The sequence below is a fragment of the Streptomyces sp. B1866 genome (genome assembly GCF_031932565.1).
Taxonomy (GTDB): Bacteria; Actinomycetota; Actinomycetes; order Streptomycetales; family Streptomycetaceae; genus Streptomyces.
This window is the reverse complement of record NZ_JAVSCF010000167.1, coordinates 1-14,231: the sequence shown is the minus strand read 5'-3', so window position 1 is coordinate 14,231 and position 14,231 is coordinate 1. Positions and strand designations below refer to the sequence as shown.

Genomic DNA, 14,231 nt, shown 5'->3' with positions numbered 1-14,231 from the left:
TGGCCGCCGCCCGCCGCGCCGACGCCGCGCTGACCGCCATCGCCCGCCGGTCCGCCGCCGCCACGGCCCTCGGCGCGGGTCTCACGGCGCTCGCCTGCGGCCTGACCGTGACGGGCACCGCCTGGGCGGGCGTGCGGGCGGTCGCGGACGGGCGGCTGGCCGGGGTGTGGCTGGCGGTCGTGGTGCTCACGCCGCTGGCCGCGTTCGAGGCGGTGGCCGGACTGCCGTCGGCGGTGCAGTACCGGCAGCGGGTGCGGCGGTCGGCGGAGCGGGTGTACGAGGTGCTGGACCGGCCGTCGGCGGTCGCGGCGGCGCGCACGGACCGCGCGGGGGCGCCCGTACCGGCGGCGCGCACGGACGCCGCCCGGCGGGCCGGACCCGCCACCCCCGCCACCTGGCGGCCCGAAGCCCCCGAAGCCGCCAGAGCGCCCGGAACCCCTGGAACGCCCGGAACCGCCGAAGCCCCCGGAACCCCCGGCACGCCCTTCCCCCTCGTACTGCGCGGCATCAGCGCCCGCCACCCCGGCCGCCCCGGACAGCCCGCCCCGCCGCTCGCGCTCGACGGCGTCGACCTCGACCTGCGCCCGGGCCGCCGGGTGGCGGTCGTCGGCCCGTCCGGCGCGGGCAAGACCACGCTCGCGCACGTGCTGCTCCGCTTCCTGGACGCGGAGTCCGGCACGTACACCCTCGGCGGCCGGGACGCCGCCGCCATGGACGACGACGAGGTGCGGCGGCTGGTCGGGCTGTGCGCCCAGGACGCGCACATCTTCGACAGCACCCTGCGGGAGAACCTGCGGCTCGCCCTGCCCCGCGAGAAGGCGGCGGCGGGCGACGCCGTCCTGCGCGACGCGCTGCGCGCGGCCCGCCTCCTGGACTGGGTGGACGGCCTGCCGCACGGCCTGGACACGCGCGTGGGCGAGTCCGGGACCCGGCTGTCCGGCGGCCAGCGGCAGCGGCTCGCCCTGGCCCGCGCGCTGCTCGCCGGCTTCCCCGTCCTGGTCCTGGACGAGCCCGCCGAGCACCTGGACCTGCCGACGGCCGACGCGCTGACGGCCGACCTGCTGGCGGCGACCCAGGGCCGTACGACCGTGCTGATCACGCACCGGCTGACCGGCCTGGAGGCCGTGGACGAGGTGGTCGTGCTGTCCGGCGGCCGGGTCGTGCAGCGCGGCCCGTACGAGCGGCTGGCGGCCTGCGACGGCCCGTTCCGGCGGACGCTGGAGCGGGAGCGGGCGACGGCGGCGTACGGGGAGGACCTGGCGGTGGCCGGGTAGGACGGCGGCCGGGCAGGGGACGGCCCGGGGCCGGTCAGCGCTCCCAGCCGCCCGCGCCCGGCCCCGACCGCACCGCGTGCAGGATGCGTTCGACGACGATCGCGACCCCGTCCTCGTTGTTGCCCGCGGTGCGGTGCGTGGTCGCGGCGAGCACGTCCGGGTGGGCGTTGGCCATCGCGTAGGAGGTGCCGGCCCAGGAGAGCATCTCCAGGTCGTTGGGCATGTCGCCGAACGCGACCACCTCCTCGGCCCCGATGCCGCGCAGCGCGCAGCAGCGCGCCAGGGTGCTGGCCTTGCTCACGCCCGCGCCGCTGATCTCCAGCAGGGCGGTCGGGCTGGAGCGGGTGACGTCGGCGCGCCCGCCCGTGGCCCGGCGGGCCATGTCGAGGAAGGCGTCGGGGGCCAGCTCGCGGTGGTGGGCGAGCAGCTTGACGACCGGCTTGTCGGCGTACTCGGCGTCGTCGGCGAGCAGCTTCTCGACGGGCGCGATGACGGCGCCCGGGTCGAGGTGGAACGGCGGGTACTCCGGCTCGTAGTAGATGCCGGTGCTGCGCTCGACCGCGAAGGAGGTGCCGGGCGCGACGGCGCGCAGCGCGTCCACGACGGCGAGCGCGTCGGCGCGCGGCAGCGGGCGCACCTCGACCAGCCTCTTGCCGTTCCGCAGGTCGGCGACGATGGCGCCGTTCGCACAGATCGCCAGGCCGTGTCCGGGCACGTGGTCGCTGACGATGTCCATCCAGCGGGCCGGGCGGCCGGTGACGAAGAAGACGGCGATGCCCGCCTGCTCGGCGGCGGCCAGCGCGGCGACGGTCCGCTCGGAGATCGTCTGATCGTCGCGCAGCAGGGTGCCGTCGAGGTCGGTGGCGATGAGGCGCGGCGGAGCGAGCGCGGGCCTCCCGGCCCCGCCTCGCCTGGCAACCGGTCCTCCCGGTCCGGCGGCTCTCTGGGCCGGCGGTCCGGCCTCCTCGGGCTGGTCGGGCTGCTCGGATGCGGGTGTCACGGGCATATCCTCCCGCATGTCCGGCGCGTACGGGCAGGAAGGGGGCGCCCGACAGCCCCCGCACGCTGGCAGCGGCCCCGGGCAAGCCGCCTCTGAGCCGCGAGGCGAAGCCCTGCCCCCTCCTGGGCCAGCCGAACCCGGCCAGGGGCTATGGGCCGCTACCGCCGCGTGGCGACGGCTCAACTGGAGCCGCGCCGCCGTGCGGCCAGGACGACCAGGTGCTGGAGCCGGTCCGGTGAGTTGGTCATGCCGAGGGCATGAAGTTCCTGGGCTCGTGCTTCCCGGGCGGGTGTAATTCGGCCGGTATAGAAGATCACCGGCCCCGAGTAGACACCCTTGTCGTGAAGCCGCTTGACATCGGTGAATCCCGCGTCCTGTCTGGAGAAGTGGACCGTCAGCCGCGACTGCGACGGCCGCCGTCGAGCGCGTGCGTCTGCGGTTGTCGTCACCTCGGTCAGGCCTTCTTCGGCCGTCGCGGTCTGACCCGCGCAAGACGCCTGCCCGGGGATCGGGCGCTGCCGCGTTCGTGCAGTGCGGCATTCATATACATTACGCGCATATTGTGCGCGTAGTGAAGGAATCTGCGACCGCAGCCGCTGGCCGATAGGCCGTATAGGGTCGGCTCCATGCGTCTGAGCACCGTGATCCTGCCGATCCACCGCTGGCGCGAGGGCGGCCGAGAGGTGTGGCGGCGGGCCGAGGAGCTGGGGTTTCACGCGGCGTACACCTACGACCACCTGTCGTGGCGCACGTTCCGCGACGGGCCGTGGTTCGGGGCGATCCCGACGCTGACCGCCGCAGCGGCCGCCACCGAGCGCCTGCGCCTGGGCACCCTCGTCACCTCGCCCAACTTCCGGCACCCCGTGACACTGGCCAAGGACCTGGTGGCGCTGGACGACGTGAGCGGCGGGCGGGTCATGGTGGGGATCGGGGCCGGAGGGAGCGGCTTCGACGCCACGGCGCTGGGGCGGGAGCCGTGGACGGCGCGGGAGCGGGCCGATCGGTTCGCCGAGTTCGTCCTGCTGCTGGACCGGCTGCTGCGCGAGGACTCCGTCTCGTACGAGGGCGAGTTCTACTCGGCGCACGAGGCGCGCAACATTCCCGGCTGCGTGCAGCGGCCTCGGCTGCCGTTCGCCGTGGCCGCCACCGGGCCCCGCGGGCTGAGGCTCGCCGCCTGCTACGGCCAGGCGTGGGTGACCACGGGCGATCCGCGGCTGTCCGGGACCGGCACCCCCGAGCAGTCGCTCCAGGCCGTCCGCGAACAGGTGGACCGGCTGGCCGCGGCGTGCGCGGAGATCGGCCGGGACGCGGGCGAGCCGGCGAAGATCATGCTGACCGGTTTCACGCCGCAGCCGGGCCGCCCGCTGGAATCCCTCGACGCCTTCGTGGACTTCGCCGGCCGGCACCGGGACGTCGGCATCACGGAGATCGTCCTGCACTGGCCGGTCCCGGACTCCGTCTTCGCCGCAGACCAGAAGGTGTTCGAACGCGTCGCCACCGAGGCGGCGGCCCAGCTCGCCTGAGAACGGCCAGGTCAGGCCGTGGCAGGGGAAGGCGGCTGGGCCTGACCTGTCGCGAGCGCCGCGGCCGGCGGGCCCGGCCGACGGCTCACCGGCCGCTGTCCGGGTGGTGGAATCTGATCGGGTAGGAGACCGCCGGCCGCGGTCGACGGGTCTTGTCCTGGCCGTTCCTGTCGCCCTTGCCGTTCTTGTCCGACCGGTCGTCGTGGTCGAACGAGACCGGGTAGCGCGCCGTGTGGCCGGGGGAGGGGTCGCGGTGCCGGTCGCCCTCGTCGTCCTGGTGGCGGCTGGCGGCCAGGACGAGCAGGATGACCGCGCCTAACAGCAGCGTCTGCTTGCCCGCTGCCGTCGACGTGAGCTTGGGTATCCAGGACATCCGCCCCTCCTCGGTCGTGGGCCTTCCCGCGCCACCACCATGGTCGCATCCGCCGCTGACAAGTGGTGGGGGCAGGACCGGGGTTGGCCCGGCCGACGCCCCGGGGCAGGGCCGGACCCGGTCGGGTGCCGGGCCCGGGGTGCGGAGGTCGGCGTCAGGCGGCGCAGTCGGGTTTGAAGCCGGGGTCGTTCGGGCCGAGGACGTTCAGGACGTTCTGCATCGTCGGCCCGTCGAGGAACAGTCCGACGTGGTCGGCGTCGCTGTTCGGGCACTGGTCCTGGAGCAGGATGTTGGTGACGTTGTCGCCCTTGAGGAACGCGTTGGTGTAGGGCGTGACGACCTGGTCGTGCTTGGTCGCGATGACCACGTACCGCGGGCCCGGGACGGTGTCGCCGTCCTCGAAGAGGTCCTTCTGGAACTGCGAGCCGACTTCCTGCTGGTGCAGCGCCTGAAGTCCGGTGAGGTCGAAGAAGCCGTTGACGAAACCGAGCAGGTGGAGCTGTTTGCCGAGTTCGGTGAGACCGCTGAGGGTGGTGCCGTGGTTGCTGGGCGCCATGCCGACGAAGGTGTCGACTTTCTGCGCGCCGCCCAGCCGCTTGATGTAGTAGTTCGGCATCATGCCGCCCTGCGAGTGGCCCACCACGTCGACCTTTTCGGCCCCGGTCTTGGCCAGTACCTTGTCCACGAAGGTGCTCATGGTCTTCGCGCCCTTGACGACGTCGTCGAGTCCGCCGACGCGGCCGAGCGACAGCGGCTGCATCCCGTAGTTGAAGGCGAAGACGCAGTAGCCCGCGTTCGCGAGTTCGGGGGACAGCCGCACCCAGTTCGCCCCCAGGTTGACGCCCGTCGCGTGGACGAGGACCACCGGGTCGGGGTGCTCGGCGCTCGGCTCGCAGTCCCAGTCGTTGGCGCCGGCCACCTTGTCCGGGCTGGTGAAGAAGTTCTGTACGGCCGTGCCGAGGTCGCCGACCGGGTGGCCGGTGGCGGCGCTCGCCGGGGAGGAGGCGGTCGCGGCGACGGCCGCCAGGGAGAACGCCGCGCCGGCGGCGGCGAGCCAGCGGCGGACCGTGCGGGCGGGCGACCGGTGGTCCGTGCGTCGCGCTTTCGTCATGGAATTCTCCAGGGGAAAATGGGGGGTTACGGCGCGAATTGCCGATAAGGCGGATGCCGCCCGGGTGCCGGGTGCGAGAATTCGAGCGGCCGGTCCGATGATTCACGGTAGGCGAGGGCCGCGGCGGCAGGTACCCGGTGGCGTCATAAATGCTCCGGCCGGTCTTTGTTACCCGGCACAACGAGCCGCCGTACACCCGGCCTTTCAGCCGTTCGCGGCCGCCGCCCTGCGCGCCGCGAGCGCGGCCCGGATCGTCGGCAGGTCGGCCGGGCGGCTGGTGTCCAGCCCGGTCAGCGCGGCCACCTTGCGCAGCCGGTAGTCGACGGTGTTGGGGTGGACGCGCAGGGACGCGGCCGTCTGGCGGCGGTCGATCGGCCCGGCCATGAAGGTGTGCAGCGTCTCCAGCAGCTCCGGCTTGTCCGCCAGCGGATCCAGCAGCGCGGCCAGCTGGTCGCGCGCCGGGCCCGGCCGGGTGAGCTGGAACTCGAAGGCGACATCCGTCAACCGGTACATGCCCGGCGGGTGGCCGAAGGTCGTCGCCACCTCGCGGACCTCCGCCGCCAGCCGGGCCGCCTCGGCCACGCCGTCGGGATCCGCCGCGGCCACGCCCGCGGTGACGTCGACCCCGGCCACCTGCCGCATGTAGCCGATCACCTGGGACAGCCACAGCCAGTCCTTGTCGGTCGTCGCGTCGGCGGGGGTGTCCCGCGGCACCAGCGCGATCCCGCCGTCGACGGCCAGCGTCGACAGCACCACCCCGGCCACGTGCCGCTCCAGCTCGACGCGCAGCCTGCGCACCTTGCGGCGGGCCGCGACCGCGTTGTTCACCCCGGGGCTCAGCTCGTCCGGGTGCGGGCCGAAGGCCAGGGACAGCACCAGGTAGCCGGCCGGCAGCCGGACGCCCGTACGGCGTACGGCCTCCAGCGCGCCGGGGCCGTCCAGCAGCGCGGACAGCAGGTCCTGGCGGGCCAGGTACTCCTCGCCGAAGGCCGTCTGCCGCTCCATCGCGTACCCGGCGCAGACCGAGGAGGTCATCAGCTCCAGGTAGCGCAGCAGCAGCTCGTGCGCGGCGAACGCCGCGGACAGGTCCTCCGGGCCCGCCGCCTCGTTCATCCGCTCCGCGCTCACCCGCGCCCCGACGTGGTACGCGCTGATCACGGCCGCCAGCGGCACGCCCTCCTCGGCGCGGACGGCCGCGGACTCCCGTACGGCGGCCAGCTGGTCGGGAGTGGGCAGCCGGCCGGTGCGCAGCACCTCGACGAAGTCGCGCAAAGCCTGCTCGGTCATGTGGAAAATGTCGTTGCCGAGCTGCTCGGAGGGCAGGAAGCGGTAGACGGGCAGCTGCTTGGCCAGCTCGCCGACGACGGTCGCCGTCAGGTCGTGCACCGCGCGGGCCAGCCGCTGGTACAGCGGTGTGCCGCCGTAGGAGATCGCGGTCTGGTCGCCCGTCATGGTTCCCCTTCCGTCGCTGCCCTCGGCGGCGCGCGCGGCCGTCGGCGGCGAGTCGGTGCGGCCGCCGGGCCTGATGCGTTACCTATCAGTAACACTCGGTCGGCGCGGGCGCCAGACGCGTGCACGGGCCAGCCGTGGCGGGCGGGGCGCCCCGGGCGCCGGATTCCGGCGGAGGTCCGCCGGGTGCGGCCCGGGTACGGTCGCGGGTGCGGCCCGCGTACGGTCGTGGGCGCGGCCTGCGTACGGTCGCCAGCGCGGCCCGTCGGCGGGGCGGCCCGCCGCCGCTGATCCGGTCACCGCCTGGTTACCCCGGGCACGCGGGCCGGTGGCGGATCCGGCGGCCCCTGGGGACGTACGGCCAGTTCGCGGCCGGATACCGAGCCCGGATAAGTGGCGCAATACCGCCGCAACACACCTTGGGGCCGACCGTGGCTAGAGTCCTCGGCAATCGCCGGCCGACCGCCGACCGGCCCGAACCCGGGAGCCCTCCGATGCCCGCCGACCGCACTCGCGAGCGCCACGAGCAGCGCGAGCTGACGGCCCACGGCGAGCACCACGAGCAGCGCGAGCTGACGGCCCGCCCGGCGCACCAAGCCCCACCAGAGCACTCGGAGCACTCGGAGCACCAGCTGAACCCGGAGCACCCGTCGCACCCGTCGCACCCGGCGCGCGCCGTGCCCGCCGTGGCCGCGCGGCGCCGGCGGCTGCGGGCCGACCGGGCGCGGCAGCTCGCCGACCTGCTGCGCCACCAACTGCTCACGCACGGCTTCCCCGGCGGGGTGCTGCCCCACGAGGACCGCATCAGCGCCGACTACGGCGCGTCCCGCAACACCGTCCGCCAGGCGCTGGACCTGCTGCGCACCGAGCAGCTGGTGGCGCGCATGCCCGGCGTCGGCACGGTCGTCACCGGGCAGAAGTACCCGCACGGCCTGGACCGGCTCCAGGGGCTCGCGGAGACCCTGCGCGAGCACGGCCGGGTCACCAACGAGGTCCGCACCATCAGCCCGGTCGTCGCCCCGGGCCCGGTCGCCGACCGGCTCCGGCTGCCCGCGCGCACCGAGGTGCTGTACGTGGAGCGGCTGCGCCGCCTGAACGGGCTGCCGCTCTCCCTGGACCTCACCTACATCCCGATGGACATCGGCACCGGACTGCTCGGCGCCGACCTGGAGAACACCGACGTCTTCCGGCTGCTGGAGCGCATCACCGGCCAGCGGCTGGGCACCGCCGAGATCACCCTGGAAGCCGTCAACGCCGACGCGCACTCCGCCGCCGTACTCCAGGCACCGCGCGGCGCGGCCGTGCTGATGCTGGAACGGCTCACCTGTCTGTCCGACGGGCGCCCCGTGGACCTGGAGTTCATCCGCTTCCGGGGCGACCGCATCACCATGCGCGGACTGCTGCACCGCTCCGTCTGACGCCCCCACCCCCCACGCCTTCCGCGAACCGTCCCCTTCCCCCTTCCCGGAGACAGCCATGCCTCTCGTGCCCCAGCGCGCCGACGTGCCCGTCACCGTCGACGCGTCCAAGTGCATCGACGGCTGCACCCTGTGCGTGGACATCTGCCCGCTGGACTCCCTGGCCATCGACCCGGACACCGGCACGGCGTACATGCACGTGGACGAGTGCTGGTACTGCGGCCCGTGCGCCGCCCGCTGTCCCACCGGCGCGGTCACGGTCAACATGCCCTACCTGCTCCGGTGAAAGGCCCGGTTCGAACGATGCGCAGACTCCTCACGGCGGCGGCCTCGGCCGCCCTGCTCCTCCCGCTGGCCGCCTGCGGCACCTCCGGCGCGGGCGACGGCGGCGGAACGGTCACGGTCACCGTCGGCTACCAGTCGAAGACCATCAACACCGTCACCGCGGGCACCCTGCTGCGCTCCCTCGGCTACTTCGAGCGGGAGCTGCGGGCCCAGGGGCGGCGCGACGGCGTCACGTACAAGGTGCGCTGGCAGGACTACGCCACCGGCGCGCCGATCACCGCGGCGATGATCGCGGGCAAGGTCGACATCGGTTCCATGGGCGACTTCCCGCTGCTGATCAACGCCTCGCGCGGCAAGCAGCTCGACGCCCCGACCCGGCTCGTCGCCGTCACCGGCTACAACCTGCGCGGCGCGCTCAACACCATCGTCACCAGGCCCGGCTCCACCCTGCGGACGCTCACCGACCTGCGCGGCAAGAAGGTGTCCACGAGCGTCGGCTCGGCCGCCGACGGCACGCTCGTACGGGCCCTCGCCGGCGTGGGGCTCGACGCGGGCAAGGAGGTGCACAAGCTCAACCAGCAGCCCGCGGTGGGGGCCTCGGCGCTGGCCGCGGGCAGCGCGGACGCGCTGTCGCAGTTTGTGGCCTGGCCCGGGCTGCTGGCCCACCAGGGCAAGGCGCAGGTGCTCTACGACGGCGGGCAGCTGGACCTGCCCACCTTCCACGGCGTCACCGTGCGCCGCGCCTTCGCCGACAAGCGGTCCGGCGTCGTCCAGGCGTTCCTCGCCGCGCAGCGTGACGCCACCCGCTACCTGTACGCGCACCCGGTGCGGGCCGCCGAGTCCGTCGCCCGTACGACCGGGCTGCCCGCCGAGGTGGTCTACCTCTACAACGGCGCAGACGGGATCGCCACCTTCGACCCGACCCTCAAGCCGCGGCTGCTCGACGCGCTCAGGAAGGACGTGTCCGTGCTCACCGCCGCCAAGCTCGCCGGACCGGTGGACGTCGACGCGTTCGTGGACGACCGGCACATCAAGCGGCTGTACGGCGCCGGATACGCCAAGGCGGTGGCCGACGTGCCCGACCACGGCGCGAGCGAGGTGTGGCTGAAGGGCGAAGCCGCCACCCGGCGGTTCGGTACGCCCGCCGCGGCCCTGGCCTACCTCGCCGGGCACGGGGGCGCGGCGGCGGCCCGGGCCGTGTACGTGCCCGACGCCACCACCGGCACCCGCTGGTTCGCCGACCGCTCGGTGTGGGTGCGGGACGGCGCCGGGACCGTACGGCCGTTCACCGCGCCGGCCACCGCGGACGCGTGGCTCGCCGCGCACCCCGGCTCCCGCCTCGTCTCCTACGCGGCGGCGCTGCGGGAGGCCGCCTCGTGACGGGCCTGTCCGCGCCGCGCCGCCCGGCCGGCGGGCCGCGTCCGCCCCGGCTGTCCGGCCCTGCCGCCCGCTGGGCGCTGCGCACCGCCTCGCTGCTGGCCGCGCTGGGCGTCTGGCAGCTGCTGACCAGCCGGCACGTCACCCTGTGGCTGCGTTTCGCGCAGTTCCCGACGGTGACCGAGGTGGCCCGCGAGTTCGCGCACCGGCTCGGCACCGGCACGTACTGGCAGGACCTCTCCGACAGCCTCACCCGCATCCTCACCGGCTTCCTGCTCGCCGCCGTGCTCGGCGTGGCCGTCGGCACCGCCATCGCCCGCTCGCGGCTGGCCGCCGACCTGATCGGGCCGCTGGTGGAGGTGGTGCGGCCGATTCCGGCGATCGCCCTGGTGCCGGTGGCGATCCTGCTCTTCCCCACCAACGAGCAGGGCACGGTCTTCATCACCTTCGCCGCCGCCTTCTTCCCCGTGCTGGTCTCCACTCGGCACGCGGTGCGGGCGCTGACCCCCGTGTGGGAGGAGGCCGTGCTGACGATGGGCGGCGGGCGGTGGCGGGTGCTGCTCGGCGTGGTGCTGCCCGGGGCCCTGCCCGGCATCCTCGGCGGCCTGTCGGTGGGCATCGGCGTCTCGTGGATCTGCGTCATCTCCGCCGAGATGATCTCCGGCCAGTACGGGGTGGGCTACCGCACCTGGCAGGACTACACCGTCGTGGACTACCCCGGGGTGTTCGTCGGCATGGTCACCATCGGCGTCCTGGGCTGGCTCACCTCCACCGCCGTCGAACTCGCCGGGCGCCGCGTGACCCGCTGGCTTCCGCGTACGTCCGTACAGGCGGCCCCGCGCCGTGCACGGGAGAGGGCCGCGTCATGAACACCGAGATCACTCCGGACGTCCGGACGGCCCGGCCCGCCGCCACCGCGCGGCCCGCCGTCGCCGCCACCGCCGGGACGGCCCGGCCGCCGCAGGGCGCCCGGCTGCGGCTGGCGGGCGTCACGCTCGGCCGGCCCGGCGCCCCCGTCCTGTCCGGCCTCGACCTGGACATCGCGCCCGGCGAACTGCTCACCGTCGTCGGCCCGTCCGGGTGCGGCAAGTCCACGCTGTTGCGCACCCTGANGAACTGCTCACCGTCGTCGGCCCGTCCGGGTGCGGCAAGTCCACGCTGTTGCGCACCCTGACGGGCCTGCTGCCGCCTCTGGCGGGCCACGTGACCCAGGACGACGGCGTGCCGGTCGTCCGCCCCGGCGCCGACCGGGCCCTGGTCTTCCAGGAGGACGGCCTGCTGCCCTGGCGCACCGCCCGCCGCAACGTCGAACTCCCCCTGGCCATACGGCGCGTGCCCCGCGCCGAGCGCCGTGCGCGGGCCGAGGCGTGGCTGGCCCGGGTCGGCCTCGCCGGGCACGGCCGGGCCCTGCCGCACCACCTGTCCGGCGGCCAGCGCCAGCGGGTCCAGCTCGCCCGGGCCCTCGCCGGACAGCCGCGCGCCGTGCTGATGGACGAGCCGTTCGGGGCGCTGGACGCGCAGACCCGGGCCGGCATGCAGGACCTGCTGGCCGAGACCCTGCGCGACACCCGCGCCACGGTCGTCTTCGTCACGCACGACGTGGCCGAGGCGGTGTTCCTGGGCGACCGGGTCGCGGTGCTCGGGGGCGCCGGCGGCACCGGCGACGCGGTCGAGGTGCGGAAGGTGCCGCACCCGCGGGTGCGGGAGGCGCAGGGGGAGCCGGAGACGGCCGCGCTGCGGCGCGACATCCTCACCGCGCTCGGCGCCTGAGTCCGGCGCGGCAGCACCCCGGGAGGGAAGCGGCGGTGTTTCACGTGAAACCACGCCATGTTTCACGTGAAACAGCCCGCTGCGCGACGCCGTCTCCGCCCGGCTGTTTCACGTGAAACACCGCCGCGTCCGCCGCCCCGCCCCCTGTCAGACGGACGGCCCGGCCGGGCTCCGGCCCGCGGCCCGAACGAACAACCCAGGTGAAAGGCCCGACATGGACATCCCCGCCCTCCGCGACGCCGCGGAGCTGACCTGCGACGTCCTCGTCATCGGCGGCGGCACGGCCGGCACCATGGCGGCCCTCACCGCCGCCGAGCGCGGCGCCGACGTCGTCCTGCTGGAGAAGGCCCACGTCCGCCACTCCGGCGCCCTCGCCATGGGCATGGACGGGGTGAACAACGCGGTCATCCCCGGCCGGGCCGACCCCGACGACTACGTCGCCGAGATCACCCGCGCCAACGACGGCATCGTCAACCAGGCGACCGTGCGGCAGACCGCGACCCGCGGGTACGCGATGGTGCGGCGTCTGGAGTCGTACGGCGTGAAGTTCGAGAAGGACGAGCACGGCGCGTACGCGGTCCGCCAGGTGCACCGCTCCGGCTCGTACGTCCTGCCCATGCCGGAGGGCAAGGACGTCAAGAAGGTCCTCTACCGCAGGCTGCGCCGCCGGGACGTGCGGGAGCGGGTGCACATCGAGAACCGCGTGATGCCGGTGCGGGTCCTCACCGCCGGCGGCCGGGCGGTGGGCGCGGCCGGGTTCGACACCCGCAGCGGCGGCTTCGTGACCGTCCGGGCGGGCGCGGTGATCCTGGCCACCGGCGCCTGCGGGCGGCTCGGCCTGCCCGCGAGCGGCTACCTGTACGGCACGTACGAGAACCCCACCAACGCGGGCGACGGCTACGCGATGGCCTACCACGCGGGCGCGGAGCTGAGTGGCATCGAGTGCTTCCAGATCAACCCGCTCATCAAGGACTACAACGGCCCGGCCTGCGCGTACGTCGCCAACCCGTTCGGCGGCTACCAGGTCAACCGGCACGGCGAGCGGTTCGTGGACTCCGACTACTGGTCGGGCCACATGATGGCCGAGTTCGCGGCGGAGGTGGCCTCGCCGCGCGGCCCGGTCTACCTCAAGCTCAGCCACCTGCCCGACGAGACGCTGACCGCCCTGTCCGGCATCCTGCACACCACCGAGCGGCCCACCCGCGGCACCTTCCACGCCGGGCGCGGCCACGACTACCGCACGCACGACGTGGAGATGCACATATCCGAGATCGGCCTGTGCGGCGGGCACTCCGCCTCCGGCGTGTGGGTGGACGAGCACGCCCGCACCACCGTGCCCGGCCTGTACGCGGCGGGCGACCTGGCGTGCGTGCCGCACAACTACATGATCGGCGCGTTCGTCTTCGGCGACCTGGCGGGCGCCGACGCCGCCCTACAGGCGCCGTACGAGGGCGAGCTGCCCGCCGACCAGCTCGCCGAGGCCCACGAGCTGGTCTACCGGCCGCTGCGCCACCCCGACGGGCCGCCGCAGCCGCAGGTCGAGTACAAGCTGCGGCGGTTCGTCAACGACTACGTCGCCCCGCCCAAGAGCGGCGCCCGCCTGTCGCTGGCCATCGAGTCCTTCGAGCGGATGCGCGCCGAGATCGGCAGCATGGGCGCCAGCACCCCGCACGAGCTGATGCGGTGCGCGGAGGTCACGTTCATCCGCGACTGCGCCGAGATGGCCGCGCGCGCCTCGCTGGCCCGTACGGAGAGCCGCTGGGGCCTGTACCACGAGCGCACCGACCACCCGGGCCGGGACGACGCGGACTGGCTCGCCCACCTGAACCTGCGCAAGGCGGCGGACGGCTCGATGGAGTTCCTGACCCGGCCGGTCGCCCCCTACCTCGTGCCCGTCGAGGGCTACGCGCCCACCGGCGGCCAGACGCGGGTGCTCGGCCCGGTCCACCCCGAGCAGGTGGCCACGGCCGGGCCGCGCACCACCGCGCCCACCGCCGCACGGGCGGCGGCCGACGGCGACCGTACGGCCCCGGCCGCGGCGCCCGCGCCGGCCCGGCCGCCCGCGCCGCACATCCTCGACCTGCTCGCCCTGGCCGAGGCCCAGCCCGGACTGCCGGAGCTGCGGCCCTACCTGGCCGACCCGGACCCGGCCGTGCGCCGCACCGCCGTCACCACGCTCACCGAGACCGCCCCGGAGGGCGCCGGCCCGGCGCTGGCCGCCGCCCTCGCCGACCCGGACCCGGGCGTCCGGGAGGCCGCCGCCGCGTCCCTGCGCGAACTGGTGGAGGTGCTGCCGCCCGACGACGCGCTCCGGCGGGGCCTGACCGCCGCGCTGGACCAGGCCGACCCGTTGGTGCGGGCCACCGCGCTGGACGCCCTGCGCGCGCTGCGGCTGGGCGCGGCGGAGCTGTTCGCGCGGGCGCTGGCCGACCCGGACACCGGCGTCCGGCTCGCCGCCGTGACAGCCCTGGTCTCCGTCGACGCGGCCGGACCGCTGGCCCGCGCGGCGGCCGACCCCAGCCGGGAGGTGCGGGTCGCCGCAGCCCAGGGACTCGGTACCGCCGGCGCGCCGGGCGACCTGGCGCCGCTGCTCGACGACGCCGACCCGCTGGTGCGCGCGGCGGCGCTCACCGCCCTGCGGTCCGCCGGCT

At 74.9% G+C, this 14,231-nt stretch carries 12 protein-coding genes and 1 pseudogene; 8 read left to right on the top strand and 5 right to left on the bottom strand.

The genetic code is table 11. From position 1 onward, the window contains the following. On the top strand, positions 1-1,274 hold a 1,274-nt coding region (gene cydC / locus RKE29_RS20445), incomplete at its 5' end, for a thiol reductant ABC exporter subunit CydC (protein WP_312006929.1). A gap of 34 nt (positions 1,275-1,308) precedes the next feature. Here cydC and RKE29_RS20440 read toward each other — a convergent pair. Both RKE29_RS20440 and RKE29_RS20435 read right to left on the bottom strand, forming a co-directional pair. Then, positions 1,309-2,280, bottom strand: coding sequence for an HAD family hydrolase (locus tag RKE29_RS20440; RefSeq protein ID WP_312006928.1), 972 nt, complete (start codon positions 2,278-2,280; stop codon positions 1,309-1,311). 173 nt (positions 2,281-2,453) lie between these two features. After that, positions 2,454-2,723, bottom strand: a complete 270-nt coding sequence (locus RKE29_RS20435; RefSeq protein ID WP_312006927.1) for a hypothetical protein — start codon at positions 2,721-2,723, stop codon at positions 2,454-2,456. A gap of 177 nt (positions 2,724-2,900) precedes the next feature. Between RKE29_RS20435 and RKE29_RS20430 the strand changes: the two genes are divergently transcribed. Continuing rightward, positions 2,901-3,797 (top strand): LLM class flavin-dependent oxidoreductase, encoded by an 897-nt coding sequence (locus RKE29_RS20430; protein ID WP_312006926.1) that lies wholly within the window; start codon positions 2,901-2,903, stop codon positions 3,795-3,797. An 85-nt stretch (positions 3,798-3,882) separates the two neighbouring features. Here RKE29_RS20430 and RKE29_RS20425 read toward each other — a convergent pair whose 3' ends face one another. The 3 genes from RKE29_RS20425 to RKE29_RS20415 form a co-directional block, all read right to left on the bottom strand. Next, positions 3,883-4,170, bottom strand: a complete 288-nt coding sequence (locus RKE29_RS20425; protein ID WP_312006925.1) for a hypothetical protein — start codon at positions 4,168-4,170, stop codon at positions 3,883-3,885. Between the two features lie 154 nt (positions 4,171-4,324). After that, positions 4,325-5,281, bottom strand: a complete 957-nt coding sequence (locus RKE29_RS20420) for an alpha/beta fold hydrolase (RefSeq protein WP_312006924.1) — start codon at positions 5,279-5,281, stop codon at positions 4,325-4,327. A 204-nt stretch (positions 5,282-5,485) separates the two neighbouring features. Then, the gene (locus RKE29_RS20415) at positions 5,486-6,733 is read right to left on the bottom strand and encodes a helix-turn-helix domain-containing protein (protein ID WP_312006923.1); all 1,248 of its coding nucleotides are present in this window, start codon (positions 6,731-6,733) and stop codon (positions 5,486-5,488) included. 491 nt (positions 6,734-7,224) lie between these two features. Here RKE29_RS20415 and RKE29_RS20410 point away from each other — a divergent pair, with 491 nt between their 5' ends. From RKE29_RS20410 to RKE29_RS20385, 6 genes and pseudogenes are all read left to right on the top strand, one after another. Further along, positions 7,225-8,148 carry a GntR family transcriptional regulator gene (locus RKE29_RS20410; protein ID WP_312006922.1) on the top strand — a complete coding sequence of 308 codons (924 nt, stop codon included), beginning with the start codon at positions 7,225-7,227 and terminating at the stop codon, positions 8,146-8,148. A 58-nt stretch (positions 8,149-8,206) separates the two neighbouring features. Then, positions 8,207-8,434, top strand: coding sequence for a ferredoxin family protein (locus RKE29_RS20405; protein ID WP_312006920.1), 228 nt, complete (start codon positions 8,207-8,209; stop codon positions 8,432-8,434). Between the two features lie 17 nt (positions 8,435-8,451). Further along, positions 8,452-9,813: an ABC transporter substrate-binding protein gene (locus tag RKE29_RS20400; protein ID WP_312006918.1), complete on the top strand. Its 1,362-nt coding sequence runs from the start codon at positions 8,452-8,454 to the stop codon at positions 9,811-9,813. Between the two features lie 50 nt (positions 9,814-9,863). Next, positions 9,864-10,679, top strand: coding sequence for an ABC transporter permease (locus tag RKE29_RS20395; RefSeq protein ID WP_312006930.1), 816 nt, complete (start codon positions 9,864-9,866; stop codon positions 10,677-10,679). A gap of 104 nt (positions 10,680-10,783) precedes the next feature. Then, positions 10,784-11,580 (top strand): annotated as a pseudogene (locus RKE29_RS20390) (ABC transporter ATP-binding protein). A 214-nt stretch (positions 11,581-11,794) separates the two neighbouring features. Continuing rightward, the coding region (locus RKE29_RS20385; RefSeq protein ID WP_312006916.1) for a fumarate reductase/succinate dehydrogenase flavoprotein subunit at positions 11,795-14,231 on the top strand (2,437 nt) is incomplete at its 3' end.